This is a genomic window from Shimia sp. W99 (assembly GCF_053851455.3).
In genome coordinates this window covers 3,111,857-3,130,173 of the sequence record NZ_JBSQBU020000001.1, presented here as the reverse complement: position 1 = coordinate 3,130,173, position 18,317 = coordinate 3,111,857, and the positions used below count along the sequence as shown (strand labels likewise).

The window sequence follows — 18,317 nt, the reverse complement described above, 5'->3', positions numbered from 1 at the left end:
GGAGGAACCCTTATCTTTCCGCCGCACCATCGTTCAGGCCTCGGCCAGTTCTTTGCGAGACTCGGCCAGACCCTGCTCTGTCGCCGCATCTGCGGTCAGAACATAAACGCCGCTGTCATGCAGATTGACGGTCCAGCCAGGCTCGACCACGATGGTGGTCGTGACCTCTTCGATCACAGCGGGTCCGTGCAACGTGTCACCAGCCCCCATGAGCGAGCCGTCATAAACCGGCGTGTCCTGGGCGATGCCGTCGGCGTTGAACACCATGGGGCGCGTGCCTTTCAGGGTTTCATGCGCCCCTTTACCTGCGCCAATCTTCATGCGTTCCGGCTTGTCCACGTGACCCGCAATCGTGCTTTCCACGTTGACGATTTCGACCGCATTGTGCGGCTCGTCATAGGTGTAAAGCTCTTTGTGACGCGCGTGGAACGCGGCCTTGATGTCCTCGATCGTTGCCTCGGTCACTTCGAACGGATCAATCTCGACCGTACATTCGTGCACCTGGCCCACATAACGCATATCAAGCGAGCGGCGGATTGAAATCCGCTCTTCCGAGAAACCATCACCTGCAAGGTCGACCTTGCCGCGCGCTTCAAGCGAGTTGAAAAGATTGTCCAGCTTCTTGGCAGCTTCGGCCCCTTCCAAACGGATCGGTGCAGGTGCCATGTAGTTGTATTTGACGTCCGAAATGATCTGACCATAAGCGCACAGACCCGAGGCCAGCTTGGAGATCAGCACTTTGGAAATGCCCATTTCACGCGCCAGCGCCGTGATGTGCGCACCGGTCGCGCCACCGGCACCCATCAGCACGAAGTCGCGCGGGTCATAGCCCCTTTCGACCGACACCCGGCGGATGGCGTTGACCATGTTGTTGTTGACGATTGTGAACATGCCATACGCGGCTTTTTCGACCGAGATACCTAACGGGTCGGCGAGTTTCGTCTTGATCGCGCCACGCGCTTTTTCCACGTCCAGCGGCAGGCGACCACCAACAAGTCCGTCGGCATTCAGATAGCCCAGCACAAGGTTGGCGTCGGTCGTGGTCGGGTTCTCACCGCCCTGTCCGTAGCACGCCGGTCCGGGTTCGGATCCTGCCGACTGCGGTCCCATCTGCATCAGGCCCATGGAGTCGATCCAGCCAATCGAACCACCGCCCGCACCAAGCGTCTCTACCTGGATCATCGGGATACCGATGCGATACCGCAGGAAGTCGATGTTCTTGTTGACGTTGGCCTGACCATCCTTGGTCAGCGTGATGTCGAAAGATGTCCCGCCCATGTCACAGGTGATGATGTTCTTGTCACCCCACGGTTCCGCCACATCCAATGCTGCCTGAGGTGCCGAGGCCGGACCCGAGTTAATCGCATATACCGACTGGTCACTGACCACCTTGCCAAGCGCCAGACCGCCGTTCGACTGGAAGTAGCGCACAGGATGTTGGCTGCCCAATTCACGGAAATAGGCATCAATCGCTTCGACATAGCGCTGCAGGATCGGCGCCAGATAGGCATTCACGATGGCGGTCGAGGTGCGAGTGTATTCGCGCACCTGCGGATAAAGCTGGCTGCCCACGGTCAAACGCACATCGGGCATCATTTCGCGCACGATCTCGGCGGCGCGGTTTTCATGCTCGGGGTGCAGCACCGACCAGACAAAGCTGATCGCAACCGATTCAACACCTTCCGCAACGAAGTAACGGCAGGCGTCGCGCACATCTTCCTCGTTGATCGGTGTCTTAACCGACCCGTCCGAGATCACCCGCTCGCTGACACCCTTACGCAGGTGACGCGGCACCAGCATGGTCGCCGGCGGATAGTCCGGGTCATAGCGATAACCGTCTTCCTTGTGACCCAAACGGATCTCGATGGAGTCCTCGTGCCCCTTGGTGGCAATCAGGCCGGTCTTGGCCCCGGTATGGGTGATCAGCGCGTTCAGGCCGACTGTGGTGCCGTTGATACATAGGTCCGAGTTGGACACGATTTCCTGCGCCGTCAGCCCGGTTTCTTCGGTGATCAGCGCCAAACCGTTCTTGATGGCCTTGGTCGGCTCGGTTGGGGTCGACAGAACCTTGAAGATCCGTGTCCCGCCCTTTTTGTCGGCAAGAATGAAGTCGGTGAATGTGCCGCCGGCGTCGATGCCCAGACGATATTGGGTTCGCATAGTAATATTCCTTTCAGTCAGGGGCTTCAGGCCGCAGCGCGGGCTCTAGCTGTGGCGTCTTCGTCGATGGAAAGCGTGTCGGCGTCAGCAATCACCACGCCGTAGTCCAGCCGGGCGCCCTCGATCGACACGAGGCCGTTGCGGACGTCCTCGACCACCTTCAGGGGGTCACGTTCAAACGGGTTGCCGAAACCGCCGCCACCGGGGTTCAGGTTTGCGGCGATCTCGCCGGGTTTGATGGTTTCGATCACGTTGTCGGTGATGATCTGGGTTTCGCCGTTGCGGGTGATTTCAAGGCGACCGACCTTTTTATGCACCATCTCGGATTTTGCCCCGGCGGCTCCCATGGCCGGAATGCGGCGCCCTTCCCCGAAGGTCACCAGCGTCATATCGGTATCGAGTGGTTCAACCGCCCAGCGTGTACCGGACCCACCACGGAACTTGCCCGCGCCGCCGCTGTCTTCCATCAGCCCGTATTCGTGGATGATGATCGGATAGCTGTGTTCCAGCATCTCGATATCGCCCGAGGTCAGAGCACCGAAGCAGCATTCCGGCCCACAGGCGTGCCATCCATCCTGACTGGCGGTCGCACCCGCACCCGAGATGATCGAGGCCAACACCATGGTGACGTATTCCTCGTCATGGCGGCTGTCCCACCCGGCAATGTTGCAGCCATTGGCGTGGCCCCAGCTTGCCGAAACCTTGTCGGGTGCGGCCTGCTCAAAGGCCAGCCGCACCGCGTCGGTCAGCGTCTCCATCGGCGTGGTAGTACAGTTCATATGCGGGGCGGGCGATTGGGCGTTACACAGCGTTCCCTTCTTGCCCATGTCGACCGTCACGTTGCGGTAAAGACCTTCGTTATAGGGCGGCGGCAACTGCGCGAACATCATCAGGCCGAGATAGACTCCGGAATAGGAGTTTCCCTCGTAGGAGTTGATGAAATACGGCACCTGCGGCGGGCTTTCGATTTCAATATGACAGCTGTCACCCTTGATCGTGACAGTCGCCGTGATGTCGAAATCGCCGAAACCGTGGCCCGCATCTTCCAGAACGGCCGTACCGGAATAGGTTCCGTCTGGCACTTGCGCGATCAGACCGTTCATGTGCGCGCTCGCCATGTCGAGCAGTTCGGCAATGCACTCCTGAACAGTATCTTTGCCGTACTTGTCCATCAGCGCGATCAGGTTGCGCGCCCCCACTTGGCACGCCCCAATGAGTGCGTTGAAGTCTCCTTCCTGGTCGCGGCGCGCACGCATGTTGGTGAGAAGCATGTTCATGATGTCGTTGCGCGGAACACCCTTGTCCCACAGCTTGATCGGCGGAATCCGCAGACCTTCGGCAAAGATCTCTTTGGCCTCGGGGTTATAGCCCGCAGGCACCGGACCGCCGATATCCGTCAGGTGACCCTTGCAGACCGTCCAGAACACCAGCTCGCCTTCATAAAACACCGGGTAGTACATGCAGGTGTCGATGATGTGGCTGCCGCCATAAGCCGGATCGTTATGAAGGATGAGATCGCCTTCGTGGATATCGCCCTCAAAGAAACCCGCTACCGATTTCATGGCTGGGATCAGCGATCCAAGGTGAATGGGAATATCCTGACCCTGCAGGATCATTTCGGGCGTGTGGTTGAACAGTGCCGTCGAATAATCATGTGCCAGATTGAAGACAGAGCTGCGCGCGGTCTTTTCCAGGGCCAGCGTCATCTCGCGCTGTGTCGTTTCCAATACGCCCCGCACCACTGAAAGTGTGATAGGGTCAACTTGTCTCTTAGCCATTCGTTCTGGTCCTCTGCATGGGTGCAGAAAGGCCGCCTGACGGGTGTGTTTGTTTTCCCCCGATCTGGCGTGCTCCTCCTGCACGTCGATCACATGCAACCAGCTTGTCTCAGCGCGTCGCGGCGGTCTTGACGATCAGCGCAAGAGCGTTTGCAGATTTGCGCAGAACAATTTGTCGCACAGCGCAGAACCGTTTGCCGCTGAGTGCAGAGTGGCCAATTTCCTTTGTTTTATTGGTGCTTTGGATTATGCTTTCCGATGGGAGGAACGCATATGACCGCCGAGCTCACATTCTCGACGGCCACGACTGAGCCGCAGCACCGCTCCAGCAAATGGAACGCGGTGGTCAATGACTCGTACTTTCCACTCGAGCTTCAGTTTCGTGATCCGATCCATTTCAACGGCCAACTCAGCCGCATGTCCATGGGCCATGTCGCCATGTCCCGGCTGACCTCGGACCCTTTGAGCTACGAGCGTCGGCGCGCACATATTCGTGACACGCACGAGGGCGAATACCTGATCACCCTGCCTCGGGCGACCTCGGTCGAGTTCCGCCAACTGGGGCGGGAGGTGCGTTGTGATCCAGGGGGCTTCATCCTCGAACGCGGCGATGAACCCTACCGGTTCCTTTATGAAAAGCCCAATGACCTGTTTGTTCTCAAGGTTGGCCGCAAGGCGCTTGAGGAACGTGTGCGGCAACCCGACCGATTCTGTGCCCAGGTGTTCAACGCAACCACGGGTACGGCTGGCTTGTTTGCCTCGATGGTGGACCAAGCCCATTCAAGGCTTTCGGATCTTGGACCAGCGGCAAGCGAAACCGTGGGACGCCAGCTTTTGGAACTGCTCGGGTTGGCGCTTGATGAAACCGCCGACGCCAGCACCAGCAACCTTTCAGCGGTTCGCTCGGCCCACATCGCGCGGGTTGAGAAATTCATTCGGGAGAACCTGAAAAACCCCGACCTGTCGCCAGACCTAATCTCGGAAAGATGCGGTATTTCGAAACGCTACCTGCATGACCTGTTCAAGGACGTGAACGGCACGGTCAGCCAGCAAATCCGCGATCAGCGCCTGATTGCGGCGCGGGATCGTCTGGCCTCGGCACCGAGCCTGCCGATCGCGGAAGTGTCCTATCGTTTTGGTTTCTCGGATCAGGCGCAATTCTCGCGCCTGTTCAAGAACAAGTTCGGAATCACCCCATCCGCCTTCAAATCCGAAATCAGCGGATAAAACGTCGGCCTTCGCCCCAGAAAAGGCGAAGGCCCGAAATCATCATCGTATCAAAGCCCCTTGGAGCGATAGCTGTCGGCTATCCTTTCGATCGACACGCAATAGGCTGCCGTTCTCAGGTCCCCGATATCCGGCCGCGCATGCCACAACGCGCGGATGGATTGATAGGCGCTCCGCATCGTGTCATCGAGACCGGAACGCACGAGTTCAAGCTCATCAGCACCGCGCAGGTACCGCGACTTGAAATCCGCCGACAATTCCCAGGTCGTTCCAATCGCTTTGGACAATCGTTCCAGCTCGTCCACGACCAGCTGATGTCGGGCTTCTTCCTGACGCCGCTGCATGCGTCCGAACTTGATATGGCTCAGGTTCTTGACCCATTCAAAATAGCTGACGGTCACACCCCCGGCATTGGCATAGAGGTCCGGAATAATCACCGTGCCTTTCGCCCGCAGAACTTCATTGGCTTGGAATGTGATCGGCCCATTGGCAGCCTCAATGATCAGGGGCGCCTTGATGCGCGCTGCGTTGTGCTGATTGATCACACCTTCAAGGGCTGCCGGGATGAGAATATCGCAGTCCTCTTCAAGCAGGACCGGAGCATTCTCAACGTAGACGGCATCGGGAAACCCGGTCACCCCGCCATTTTGCAGGATCCACTGACGCACGGCCTCGACATCAAGCCCGCTCGCGCTGAACAGACCGCCATCATGCTCGAGAATGGCAATGATCTTGGCGCCATCTTCTTCGGACAGGAACTTGGCCGCGTGATAACCCACATTGCCCAGCCCTTGCACAATCACCCGTTTTCCGTCGAGTGATCCTTGCAAACCGGCCCGTGCCACGTCTTCAGGATGTCGGAAGAACTCACGCAGGCCATATTGCACGCCGCGCCCCGTGGCTTCGACCCGGCCTTCGATTCCGCCCGCCGACACCGGTTTGCCTGTCACACAGGCTTGGGCGTTGATGTCGGTCGTGTTCATGCGCGCATACTGGTCGGCAATCCACGCCATTTCACGTTCACCCGTCCCCATGTCGGGGGCGGGCACATTCTGTGACGGATGGATCAGGTCCCGCTTTGCGAGTTCATAGGCAAACCTGCGCGTGATGCGCTCAAGCTCTTCCTCGCTATATTGGCGCGGATCAATGCAAAGGCCGCCTTTTGAGCCACCAAAAGGCGCCTCGACCAACGCACATTTGTAGGTCATCAGCGACGCCAGCGCTTCGACTTCGTCCCGGTTCACATCCAGCGAATAGCGGATCCCCCCCTTCACCGGCTCCATGTGTTCGGAGTGAACCGACCGGTATCCGGTAAAGGTTTCAATCCCACCACGCAGCCGGACGCCAAAGCGCACGGTATAAGTGGCGTTGCAGACGCGAATCTTCTGTTCAAGACCCGGCGAAAGGTTCAGGAACTGGACCGCCCTGTCGAACATGTGATCTACAGAGGCACTGAAGCCGTGTTCAACGAGCGGATCGGGAATCTGTACGTGTTCCATGACACCCTCACAGTTTGTCGGTGAGTTCTGGTACTGCGGCGAAGAGGTCTGCGACGAGGCCGAAGTCTGCGACCTGGAAGATCGGGGCTTCTTCGTCCTTGTTGATCGCGACGATGATCTTGGAATCCTTCATGCCCGCGAGGTGCTGGATGGCGCCCGAGATGCCCACGGCGATGTAGAGCTCGGGGGCGACGACCTTGCCGGTCTGACCCACCTGCCAGTCGTTCGGAGCATAGCCCGAGTCGACGGCAGCGCGCGACGCGCCAACAGCGGCGCCCAGCTTGTCGGCCAGTTTCTCGATCAGGGCAAAGTCCTCTTCCGAACCCACGCCACGGCCACCCGACACGACAACGCCGGCCGAGGTCAGCTCGGGGCGGTCGCTTTCGGCAACCTTGTCTTCGACCCATTCCGACAGACCCGGATTTGCGGCCGCACCAACGGTTTCGACCGAAGCGGATCCGCCTTCACCGGCCGCGTCAAAGGTCGAGGTCCGGAAGGTGATGACCTTCTTGGCGTCGTTCGACTTGACCGTCTGCATCGCGTTGCCAGCATAGATCGGGCGCACGAAGGTGTTGGCGTCGACCACGTCGGTGGCTTCCGAGATCACCATCACGTCCAACAACGCGGCCACGCGGGGCATCACGTTCTTGGCGTCGGTGGTGGCGGGGGCCACGATGTGCTCGTAATCGCCGGCCAGCGACACGATCAGCGCCGCGGTCGATTCCGCGAGGCGGTGACCCAGCGAGGCGTCTTCGGCGACCAGAACCTTGGCCACGCCGTCGATCTTGGCAGCGGCTTCGCCCGCCGCTGCGGCAGAGGCGCCCGCGGCCAGAACGGTCACGTCACCCAGCGCCTTGGACGCGGTGACAGCCTTGGCGGTGGCGTCCAGCGCCAGTTCGCCATTGTTGACTTCTGCGAGAAGAAGAACAGCCATTACACAGCCCCCGCTTCTTTGAGTTTTGCAACCAGTTCGTCGACCGAACCCACCACGATCCCGGCGGCACGCTCGGCCGGTTCCTCGGTTTTCACGATTTCAAGACGCGGAGAGACGTCGACGCCGTAATCGGCGGCGGTTTTCTCATCCAGCGGCTTTTTCTTGGCCTTCATGATGTTCGGCAGCGACGCATAGCGCGGCTCGTTCAGGCGCAAATCAACGGTGATGATGGTCGGGGTCGATACCTTGATGGTCTGCAGACCGCCGTCGACTTCACGGGTCACGACTGCCTTGTCGCCGTCGATGTCCACTTCCGAGGCAAAGGTCGCTTGCGACCAGCCCAAGAGCGCCGACAGCATCTGGCCGGTGGCGTTCATGTCATTGTCGATCGCCTGCTTGCCGCAGAGCACCAGACCGGGGGCCTCTTCCTCGACGATCTTGGCAAGGATCTTGGCAACCGCCAGCGGCTCAACATCGGTGTGCACGTCATCCGCAGCCACAACGAGGATCGCACGGTCCGCGCCCATCGCCAGCGCGGTGCGCAGCGTTTCCTGGGCCTGCTTGACGCCGATCGACACGGCCACAACTTCTTCGGCCTTGCCGGCCTCTTTCAGGCGGATCGCCTCTTCAACGGCAATCTCGTCGAACGGGTTCATCGACATCTTCACGTTGGCGAGATCAACTCCGCTCCCGTCCGCCTTAACACGAACCTTCACGTTGTAGTCAATCACGCGCTTCACAGGCACAAGTACCTTCATCGGCGGTAGACTCCTCTTGAAACTATCGGGTGGGCACAGGGGTCTCGCCCCGGTAATCATAGAAACCGCGGCCGACCTTTCGGCCCAGCCATCCGGCTTCGACATATTTGGTCAGCAGGGGGCAGGGCCGATACTTGGTATCTGCCATCCCGTCATGCAGCACGTTCATGATTGCAAGACAGGTATCCAGCCCAATGAAATCCCCCAGTTCGAGCGGCCCCATCGGGTGATTGGCACCCAGCTTCATGGCAGCGTCGATGCTGGCCACATTGCCGACACCTTCGTAAAGCGCGTAGACGGCCTCATTGATCATCGGGATCAGAACACGGTTCACGATGAACGCGGGATAATCCTCGGCACTGGCGGAAATCTTGCCGATGCGCTCGATCAACCCCAGCATCGCCCTGTAGGTTTCCTCGGATGTATTGATACCCCGGATCAACTCCACAAGCTTCATGACCGGAACCGGGTTCATGAAATGCAGGCCGATAAACCGTTCTGGACGGTCCGTCCCGGCGCCTAAGCGTGTGATCGAGATGGATGATGTGTTGCTGGCCAATATGGTGTGGGGCTGCAGGGAAGGTTGCAGATCGGAAAAGATGCGCGCCTTGATGTCTTCGCGTTCCGTAGCCGCCTCGATCACCAGATCGCTTGCGCCAAGGTCCCCCAGATCGGTTGTCGTCTCGATCCGTGACATTATGGCAGCTTTCTCGGCATCTGTTGCCTTGCCACGGGCCACTTGCCGATCAAGGTTTTTTGAAATGCGCGCCACAGCGCCTTCCAGCGCATCTCCAGATAAGTCGTTCAGGCGCACGTCGAACCCGGATGCGGCAAACACCTGTGCGATCCCGTTGCCCATCTGCCCGGCGCCGATGACCCCGATTGTCTGAAACGTCATTTGGTTTCCCCTGCTTTAACGGCCAGAGCCAGCAAAAGTGCATTGATACGGCGAGCGGCTGAATCCGAACGCGAATTCAACAGCACCGGCACACTTGCCCCAAGCACCAGTGATCCGGTCTCGGCTTGACCGTGGAACTTCCAGGATTTTGCGACAGCGTTCGCCGCCTCGATTGTCGGAAACAGCAAGAGGTCAGCCATCCCAGCGACCTCCGACTGATCCAGTTTCTTGCTGATCGCCGCCGAACGGCTAACCGCGACGTCATAGCCGAACGGCCCGTCCACAACGAAACCCGGCAATTTCCCATCGCGGCTTTCTTCGCTCAGCGCGACCGCATCGCGCGTCGCTGACAGCGCGTCGGATACCTTTTCGGTCGCTGCCACGGCGGCGACCTTGACCGGGTCCACACCAAGCCCACGAAAAAGAGGGGCCGTGTTCAGAATGATCTGTCTCTTCTGGTCAAGATCGGGGGCCGGAACGATGCCGTTATCCGTCGCGGCCAGGAACTTAGGATAGGACGCCATTTCCGCCACGGTCACGTTGGACAGAATTCCCCCATCGCGAAGACCGTTTGTGCGGCTCACGATAGCCTTCAGATAGGCGGTGCTGTCCACATGACCTTTCATCAGGATACCCGCTTCGCCAGCGCGCACAGCAGCAACGGCCCTTTCGGCACATTCAGCGGGCGTTTCGGCTTCACGCAAATCAACCTGTTTCACCACGTCCTTCGGCAAATGCCGCGCGATCCAACCCGCATCTCCGGTCACGACGGCGCGCCCAACAAGGCCAAGACACAACGCATCCGCGGCGGCATTGATAACTTCCGGATCGTTCCCGCCCGCCACACACAGGCCGATATCGCGTCCTGCATTGGCAAACCGAGCCAACAATTGCGCGAACCCGGCCTCCGACATCACACCGCCTCTGCCAAGGGCTGAACCGGCCACGTCATTGCCGTCTCTTCTCCGGCGAGCACGCGCACAGCCCCTTCAGCCAATGCCAGGCATTCATTGCTGCCGGGATAGACAACGATATCCGCGATACTGCCAACCTTTTCCGTCAAGGCGGTAACAATGCGAGGGCTGTTCACCAGCCCACCGGTGAGGACGATCCCGTCCAGAGCGAAGTCAGCCACCGCAGCCATGCCACCAATGGCCTTGGCAATCTGCAGGATCATGGCGTCATAGACCAACCGGGCCCGTTCATCGCCGTCATTGACCATGGCTTCGACCTTGCGGATATCCTTGGTGCCAAGATGGGCGAACACACCGCCATTGCCATAGAGTTTCTTCAGCAACTGGTCCTTGGTGTAGGCACCCGAATAGCACAGCTCGATCAGCGGCAGAGGCGGCAACCCACCCGCGCGCTCGGGGGTGAACGGAGAAATCTCCATCCGGTTCGAGCTGTCGACAAGGCGTCCGTCCACCAAGGCTGCGATCGAAAAACCGGCACCCAGATGCGCGACTACGGCCCGTAATTCGTTCAGCGTTTTTCCCTTGGATGCAGCCATCTTCCGCCCGCACGCCCGGATATTCAGCGCATGAACAAAGCTGAACCGAGGCAGCTCGGGGCAGCCGGTTATGCGCGCTACGGGGGGCAATTCATCCACGCTGACCGGGTCCACGACAAAGGCCCGCACGCCATATTGAAACGCAATCCCCGCAGCAAGCGGCGCGCCGAGATTGCTGGCGTGATGGTATGTGGGGGTGAAGAGCGCGAATTGAACCAGTTCCGCGTTCACCTCGATCACGCCCGGCGGCACAGGGGTAAGCATGCCTCCTCGCCCGGCACAAGCAACGAGCCTGTCAGTCTCGCCCATCTCTTCTGCTAGAAACGCCGAAACGCATTCCGTGCGATAAGGCAGCTGCGCCGCGATACTGGGGAACCCCGCCATGACCGTTTCGTCATGCTCAAGGGTCCGCTCGCACACAGCGAACGGCCCCTCGGCCCGTGTCTCATAAAGCGCACAGCGCGTGGTCGTGGTGCCGGGATTGATCGCCAGGACAAGATCGCGTGACATGTCGCTTCAGCCTGCGAAACTATAGGCCGTTTTGACGGACGTATAGAACTCAGCCGCATAACGGCCTTGCTCGCGTGATCCATGCGAAGACCCTCTTCGACCGCCAAAAGGCACGTGATAATCAACACCCGCCGTTGGCAGATTCACCATGACCATACCGGCCTGGCTTTTGTGCTTGAACGCGCGGGCGTATTTCAGGCTGCTCGTGCAGATTCCCGAACTCAGACCGAACTCGGTGTCATTGGCCACGGACAGGGCCTCATCAAAATCCGCTACCTTGATGATCGATGCACAGGGGCCAAAGATTTCCTCACGGCTCGACCGCATCTCGTTTGTCGCATTCACGAACATCGCCGGGGCCTGGAAATATCCTTCCGTCTCCCGGTTCAGACGCTCACCGCCAATGACTTCGGTGCCTTCTGCCCCCGCGATGGCGACATAGTCGAGGTTTGAGAGCAACTGTTTCTCGGAAACAACCGGGCCGATCTGAACCGATGTATCCAGCGGGTTGCCAACCTTGAGGGCTTTCATCTCGGACGACAAACGATCAACAAACGCGTCATGAATTCCGGCCTGAACAACGATCCGGCTCGACGCCGTGCAACGTTGCCCCGTGGAGAAAAACGCGCCGTTCAAAACCGCGGGCACGGCGATATCCAGATCCGCATCGTCCAGAACCACCATCGGGTTTTTACCGCCCATCTCGAGCTGGACCTTCTTCATGTGCTGCGCCGCCGTAACCGCCAACCCACGCCCAACCGGAACCGAACCGGTAAAGGAAATAGCATCCACTTGCGGATGGGTTGAGATCGCATTGCCCACAACCGACCCCTGCCCCATGACAAGGTTGAACACCCCGGCGGGACACCCTGCATCATGGATGATCTCTGACAGAACATGTGCGCTGGCCGGGGTCAGATCGGCAGGTTTGAACAGCACCGTATTGCCATAGGCGAGCGCCGGAGCAATCTTCCAGGCGGGAATGGCGATCGGAAAGTTCCAGGGCGTGATCAGGCCAACAACACCAACCGGTTCGCGCACGACATCCACATCCACATCCGGGCGGACCGAAGCGATTGCATCACCGACGACACGAATGGCTTCCCCTGCGAAAAAGCGAAAAATCTGGGCGGCCCGAACCGTTTCCCCAATGGCCTCCGCAAGGGTCTTGCCTTCTTCGAGCGCTAGAAGCGTGCCGATCTCGTCCTTGCGCGCAAGCAATTGCTGCGCAACCGCCTCGAGCAGGTCCGAACGCACCTGTGGCGAGGCATTGGCCCAGCCGGGCAAGGCAGCGCGGGCTGCCGTCGCAGCGACATCAACCTGGTCGGAGGAAGCGCGGGCGTAATGCCCGATCACTTCGGAAATATTCGCCGGATTGCGGTTTTCAGACGCGTCGACACCGTCCAGCCACTGGCCGGCAATAAGGTTCTTTTTCATGACATGCTCACGGAGTTAGGGCAAATGGGCGGTCAAAACCGGGCCGGTAAGGACTGCCCCGCCGCCAAGAAAAGCGCGGGGCAGGCGATTTTGAAATCAGGCAAACGCCTGCAGTCCGGTCTGCGCGCGGCCGAGGATGAGGGCGTGGACGTCGTGGGTGCCTTCGTAGGTGTTCACGGTTTCCAGGTTGACCATGTGACGGATCACGTGGAAATCGAGGCTGATGCCGTTGCCGCCATGCATGTCGCGCGCGTGGCGGGCGATTTCCAGCGCCTTGCCGCAGTTGTTGCGCTTGATGATCGACACCATTTCCGGCGCAGCGTTGGCCTCGTCCATCAGCCGGCCCACCCGCAGCGCCGCCTGCAGGCCCAGCGAGATCTCGGTCTGCATGTTGGCCAGCTTGAGCTGGAACAGCTGCGTCTGCGCCAGCGGCTTGTTGAACTGCTTGCGATCCAGCCCGTATTGACGCGCCGCGTGCCAGCAGAACTCGGCCGCGCCCATCGCACCCCAGGCAATGCCATAGCGCGCCCGGTTCAGACAGCCGAACGGCCCCTTCAGCCCCTCGACATTGGGCAAGAGCGCATCGTCGCCCACCGCGACATTGTCCATCACGATCTCGCCCGTGATCGAGGCCCGCAACGAGGCCTTGTTCTCGATCTTGGGCGCGCTCAGACCCTTGGCGCCCTTCTCGAGCACGAAGCCGCGGATCTTGCCGCCATGCGCGTCGGACTTGGCCCAGACCACGAACACATCCGCGATCGGCGCGTTGGAAATCCACATCTTCGAGCCGTTCAGCACATAGCCGCCGTCGACCTTCTTGGCGGTGGTCTTCATGCTGCCCGGATCAGAGCCGGCGTCCGGCTCGGTCAGGCCGAAACAGCCGATATACTCGCCCGAGGCCAGTTTCGGCAGGTATTTCTGACGCTGCTCCTCGCTGCCATAGGCATAGATCGGGTACATCACCAGCGAGCTTTGCACCGACATCATCGAGCGGTAGCCTGAGTCAATCCGCTCAACTTCGCGCGCGACCAGGCCATAGCTCACATAGCCCGCGCCAATGCCGCCGTATTCCTCGGGGATCGTGGTGCCCAGCAGGCCCATTTCGCCCATTTCGCGGAAGATCTCGGGGTCGGTCTGCTCGTTCTCGAACGCCGCCGTCACACGCGGCATCAGCTTTTCATCGCAATAGGCCTTGGCCGCATCACGGATCATCCGCTCGTCTTCAAGCAGCTGACTTTCCAACAGGAAGGGATCTTCCCAGTTGAAGGCATTCAGGTCGGGTTTCGATTGGGGGGCGAGGTCCTTTGCCATCTCTCCGGTCTCCTTATTCCGCGGCTTGCGCGGTTGCATTGATTGCGGCCTCGATCGAGGCTTCGAGAATATCCAGCGCCTCTTCGACATGCTCCATCGGCGTTGTCAGTGGCGGCAACAGGCGGACCGCATTGGCACGCGTTCCACAAGGCAGGATGATCAGCCCGCGCGCTTCGGCTTCGGCCACGATAGCCTGCGTCAGCGCTGGGTCGGGCGCGTTGGTCTGACGATCCGTGACCAGTTCAAAGGCGATCATCGCACCAAGACCGCGCACGTCGCCAATGGCCTCCATGCCCTGACGCGCAGCGATGTCGGTCAACCGGCTCTTGATCATGTCGCCAATCTCGGTTGCACGTGCACAGAGGTTTTCCTCTTCGATCACGTCGAAAACGGCGTTTGCAGCGGCAACCGCCAGCGGGTTCCCGGCATAAGTGCCGCCGATCCCACCAACCGGCGCTGCGTCGACGATTTCGGCCCGACCGGTCACGGCGGAGAGCGGGAAGCCACCGGCCAGACCCTTGGCCATTGTCACCAGGTCGGCGGCCACGCCTGCATGTTCAAAGGCAAACATTTTGCCGGTCCGTGCAATCCCGGCCTGAACTTCATCCGCGATCAGAACGATCCCGTAATCGTCGCAGATCTTGCGCAATGCACGCAGGAATTCAGGTTGCGCAATGTTGAAACCACCTTCGCCCTGCACCGGCTCGATGATCATGGCTGCCACGCGTTCGGGGTCGATCGAACTCTTGAACATGTTGTCCAGAACGGCAAGCGATTGCTCCACGGTGACCCCGTGGAACTCGTTCGGGAAAGGTGCATGCAGCACTTCCGGAGGCATGGCACCAAAGGCTTTCTTGTAAGGCGTGACCTTACCGCAAAGCGCCATACCCATCAGTGTACGACCGTGGAACGCACCGGAAAACGCGATGACACCAGAGCGGCCCGTGTAGGCCCGCGCCATCTTCACTGCGTTCTCAACAGCTTCAGCACCGGTTGTGACCAGCATGGTCTTCTTGTCAAAGTCACCCGGGGTGGCAGTATTCAGCCGTTCGGCCAGGGCAACATAGCCTTCGTACGGCGCTACGTGAAAACAGGTGTGCGTGAAGGCCTTCGACTGTGCCGCGACGGCTTCCATAAGCTTGGGGTGACGGTGGCCCGTATTGTTCACCGCAATCCCGGCCGCGAAATCAATGAAACGCTTGCCATCAACATCCCAAAGCTCGGCGTTTTCGGCGCGTTCAGCATAAATTCCTCGTGTCGCGACGCCGACGGCGACGGCGACGGCCCGACGGGCCTTGAGATTCTCAGTGGCGGTCACAACGATTCTCCTTTGGAACGCTCAAAATTTCATTCACTATTGCTCATTATTTAAAGCATTGCTAGGAAAAATTTGTGCACCAGAAGGAAATTCTGATATGATCAAGAAAACCAAGAAGGAGCCAGCGTTGTGACCGAAGAATTTGATGTTGGCGGGCGACTGAAAACGCTGAGGACCCAATTTGGCTTGTCTCAGAGGCAGTTAGCCGAAACAGCCGGCGTCCCACATGGCCAGATATCTATGATCGAAACCAACAGAAGCAGCCCTTCCGTTGCCTCTTTGCGCAAAATATTGGGCGGACTGGGGATCACTATGTCAGAATTTTTTGAGCCTGAGACGATCAATAACCATCAACCCTTCTTTACACCATCCGAAATGCGCGACCTGACTTCGCTACTGTATCAGAACAACGATCTTGCGCAGAAGATGATCACGATCAAGCAAGTCGGAGACGCCAAGGCACACGGGCTTCAACTTTTGCACGAACGCTACGAAGCCGGGGCTGACACCGGCGAGTCGATGATCGAACACGAGGCCAATGAGGGTGGGATCGTGATTTCAGGTGAGGTCGAAGTTACCGTGGGCGAAGAGGTGCGGGTTCTCAAGGCTGGCGACGCCTATCTCTTCGACAGCCGCGAACCGCATCGGTTTCGTAACATCTCGGATCGACCTGCCGAAGTGATCTCTGCTTGCACGCCACCCTATCTGTGATCCGGGGTACCTGATCGCATAAACAGAGTTTTTGAAGCGGCTCGACTCTTTTCAAGAGTCGTCATTATTGGGATCCATGTCGGAAGTGGTGAATTCTCCGGATGTGCGCGTCAGGTAGTGTAGGTCAGGCATCAAATGAGGCCCCGGTAATTTCGGCCGACCCTCGCGACGTTGCCTTGTTCAAAGGAAACCCGCCATGGCCAGCCTACTTGACCCGCTTCACCTCAAGCACCTGACGCTGCGGAATCGCATTGTCAGCACCGCACATGCCCCCAACTATGTAGAAAACGGCCACCCCCGCGACCGCTACAGACTATACCACGAGGAAAAGGCCAACGGCGGTGTTGCCCTGACGATGATAGGTGGATCAACCAATATCGCGCCTGACAGCCCTTCGGTGTTCGGCCAACTCTACGCGGGCGACGACAGCATTATTCCGTGGTTCCAGAAACTGACCGAAGGGGTGCACAGGCATGGGGCCGCCGTCATGTGCCAGATCACACATATGGGGCGTCGCACCGCCTGGGATGATGGGCATTGGCTTCCGGTTCTGGCACCATCCGGCATTCGCGAGCGCGCTCACCGCGCCTTTCCCAAGGTAATGGAACAAGAAGACATCAATCGCGTGATCGATGATTTTGCAGCCGCTGCACGCCGCTGCCAGCGGGGCGGTTTTGACGGCATCGAACTCCTGTCTCATTCACATCTTCTGGGCCAGTTCCTGTCACCGCTCACCAACATGCGTGAAGATGACTATGGCGGCTCGCTGGATAACCGGATGCGTATCACCTTGCAGGTACTCGACGCGGTCCGCGCCGAGGTCGGCCCCGATTTTGTCCTGTCCATGCGCATCACGGGCGACGAACTGACCGAAGGCGGCCTCAGTGCCGACGACTGCGTCACCGCCGCCCAGATGCTTGAGCATAGCGGACATGTCGACCTCCTGAACATTCTCGCCGGCGCGCCCTACGATGACCTCGGACTTGCCGAATGGGTACGCCCAATGGGCCTGCCTGCCGCTCCGCATGTCACGGTGGCCGGTCGCATCCGCCAAGCCGTCAACCTGCCAATCCTGCACGCTGGAGGCATTGCCGATCTCGCCACGGCGCGCCATGCGCTCTCAGGTGGTCATGTCGATCTGGTCGGTATGACACGCGCGCAGATGGCCGATCCTCACCTTGTTGCAAAAATCGCGCGAGGCGCGGAAGAGCGCATCCGCCCCTGTGTTGGCCTTGGTTACTGTGTCGACAGGGTCAATCAGGGCAAACCAGCCGTGTGCGGACACAATGCCGCCACGGGTCGCGAAGAAACCCTTCCCCACACCATCAAACCCGGCGACATGCGCAAGAAGGTGGTTGTTGTCGGCGGTGGGCCTGGCGGACTGGAAGCCGCGCGCGTCAGCGCGCAGCGTGGTCACGATGTTGTCTTGTTCGAAGCCTCCACCCGACTGGGCGGGCAACTCGTCTTTGCCGCCAAGGGCAAGACCCGCCGACAGGTTCAAAGCGTTGCAGATTGGCTGATTTCCGAAATCACGGAACTGGGTGTCGACACCCGCCTGAACACCTATGCCGAAGCTGACCACGTGTACGCTGAATCCCCGGACCTTGTCGTAATTGCAACAGGCGGATGGCCCGAGCCCTTGCCCATACCCGGCGGTGATCTGGCGCTTTCCAGTTGGGATGTCCTGTCAGGCGAGGCGCGCGTTTCCGGTGAAGTGCTGCTTTATGACGAGGTCGGAGACCATCCGGCAGCTGTCACGGCGGACGCTCTGGCAAGTGTTGGGAACAAAGTCGAACTCGTGTCTCCCGACCGAACTCTTCTACACGATCTCGGCCCAACCACCTCTGCTGTTGCACTGCGCGATCTGGCTGCCAACGGCGTCACCTTCACCTGCTTGCACGAGCTTCACGCCCTGGCCCGCGAGGGAAACCGGGTACGTGCCACACTGCGCCACGTCCTGACGGGCGAAACCACCAAACGATTTGCTGACCATGTGGTGGTCGAGAATGGCGCGACACCGATGGACGCCCTCTATCACGACCTCAAACCAGGGTCGAAAAACCTGGGGCAGGTCGACCAAAGCGCCCTGATCCATGGCCAATATCCCTTCAAAATCAATTTCCCGTCCGGCATGTTTCATCTGGCACGCATTGGTGACGCGATCACGGGGCGCAACATGCATGCAGCAATCCTCGACGCCCTCCGGATCTGCAGCAAATTTTGATCCGGCGGCTCAAGGTCAGTCGCACATCAAGCTCGAACAAAG

General features: G+C 59.5%; 14 protein-coding genes and 1 pseudogene. 4 read left to right on the top strand and 11 right to left on the bottom strand.

Annotated elements, in window-relative coordinates:
- Positions 1-33: 33 nt before the first annotated feature.
- Both capA and capB read right to left on the bottom strand, forming a co-directional pair.
- Positions 34-2,160 carry a caprolactamase subunit alpha gene (gene capA / locus ACS3QZ_RS15230; protein WP_456038608.1) on the bottom strand — a complete coding sequence of 709 codons (2,127 nt, stop codon included), beginning with the start codon at positions 2,158-2,160 and terminating at the stop codon, positions 34-36.
- Between the two features lie 26 nt (positions 2,161-2,186).
- Entirely contained in the window at positions 2,187-3,938 is a 1,752-nt protein-coding gene (gene capB / locus ACS3QZ_RS15225; RefSeq protein ID WP_456038607.1) for a caprolactamase subunit beta, read from the bottom strand.
- A 273-nt stretch (positions 3,939-4,211) separates the two neighbouring features.
- On the opposite strand from capB, the gene ACS3QZ_RS15220 reads away from it, so the two are divergent.
- Positions 4,212-5,165, top strand: coding sequence for an AraC-like ligand-binding domain-containing protein (locus ACS3QZ_RS15220; RefSeq protein ID WP_456038606.1), 954 nt, complete (start codon positions 4,212-4,214; stop codon positions 5,163-5,165).
- A gap of 50 nt (positions 5,166-5,215) precedes the next feature.
- Here the strand turns inward: ACS3QZ_RS15220 and ACS3QZ_RS15215 are convergent, their stop codons facing one another.
- The 9 genes from ACS3QZ_RS15215 to gabT form a co-directional block, all read right to left on the bottom strand.
- Entirely contained in the window at positions 5,216-6,664 is a 1,449-nt protein-coding gene (locus ACS3QZ_RS15215; RefSeq protein ID WP_456038605.1) for a Glu/Leu/Phe/Val family dehydrogenase, read from the bottom strand.
- Between the two features lie 7 nt (positions 6,665-6,671).
- A complete protein-coding gene (locus ACS3QZ_RS15210; RefSeq protein ID WP_093096169.1) occupies positions 6,672-7,598 on the bottom strand; it encodes an electron transfer flavoprotein subunit alpha/FixB family protein in 927 nt (308 codons plus the stop codon).
- Entirely contained in the window at positions 7,598-8,356 is a 759-nt protein-coding gene (locus ACS3QZ_RS15205) for an electron transfer flavoprotein subunit beta/FixA family protein (protein WP_456038604.1), read from the bottom strand. The genes ACS3QZ_RS15210 and ACS3QZ_RS15205 overlap by 1 nt, the downstream gene beginning before the upstream one ends.
- Before the next feature lie 22 nt (positions 8,357-8,378).
- Entirely contained in the window at positions 8,379-9,254 is an 876-nt protein-coding gene (locus ACS3QZ_RS15200) for a 3-hydroxybutyryl-CoA dehydrogenase (RefSeq protein ID WP_456038603.1), read from the bottom strand.
- Positions 9,251-10,201, bottom strand: coding sequence for a phosphate acyltransferase (locus ACS3QZ_RS15195; RefSeq protein WP_456038602.1), 951 nt, complete (start codon positions 10,199-10,201; stop codon positions 9,251-9,253). Before ACS3QZ_RS15195 ends, ACS3QZ_RS15200 begins: the two co-directional genes overlap by 4 nt.
- Entirely contained in the window at positions 10,168-11,274 is a 1,107-nt protein-coding gene (gene buk, locus ACS3QZ_RS15190) for a butyrate kinase (RefSeq protein ID WP_456038601.1), read from the bottom strand. Before buk ends, ACS3QZ_RS15195 begins: the two co-directional genes overlap by 34 nt.
- 6 nt (positions 11,275-11,280) lie before the next feature.
- On the bottom strand, positions 11,281-12,711 hold the full coding sequence (locus tag ACS3QZ_RS15185) for an aldehyde dehydrogenase family protein (protein WP_456038600.1): 1,431 nt from the start codon (positions 12,709-12,711) through the stop codon (positions 11,281-11,283).
- A gap of 96 nt (positions 12,712-12,807) precedes the next feature.
- On the bottom strand, positions 12,808-14,022 hold the full coding sequence (locus ACS3QZ_RS15180) for an acyl-CoA dehydrogenase (RefSeq protein ID WP_456038599.1): 1,215 nt from the start codon (positions 14,020-14,022) through the stop codon (positions 12,808-12,810).
- 13 nt (positions 14,023-14,035) lie between these two features.
- Positions 14,036-15,346 (bottom strand): 4-aminobutyrate--2-oxoglutarate transaminase, encoded by a 1,311-nt coding sequence (gene gabT / locus ACS3QZ_RS15175; protein ID WP_456039353.1) that lies wholly within the window; start codon positions 15,344-15,346, stop codon positions 14,036-14,038.
- Between the two features lie 123 nt (positions 15,347-15,469).
- Between gabT and ACS3QZ_RS15170 the strand changes: the two are divergent.
- From ACS3QZ_RS15170 to ACS3QZ_RS15160, 3 genes and pseudogenes are all read left to right on the top strand, one after another.
- A pseudogene (locus tag ACS3QZ_RS15170) lies at positions 15,470-15,652 on the top strand (helix-turn-helix domain-containing protein); the annotation flags it as partial.
- Positions 15,653-16,051, top strand: coding sequence for a cupin domain-containing protein (locus ACS3QZ_RS15165; protein WP_456039352.1), 399 nt, complete (start codon positions 15,653-15,655; stop codon positions 16,049-16,051).
- A gap of 196 nt (positions 16,052-16,247) precedes the next feature.
- Positions 16,248-18,275: an oxidoreductase gene (locus ACS3QZ_RS15160; protein ID WP_456038598.1), complete on the top strand. Its 2,028-nt coding sequence runs from the start codon at positions 16,248-16,250 to the stop codon at positions 18,273-18,275.
- Positions 18,276-18,317: the final 42 nt, after the last annotated feature.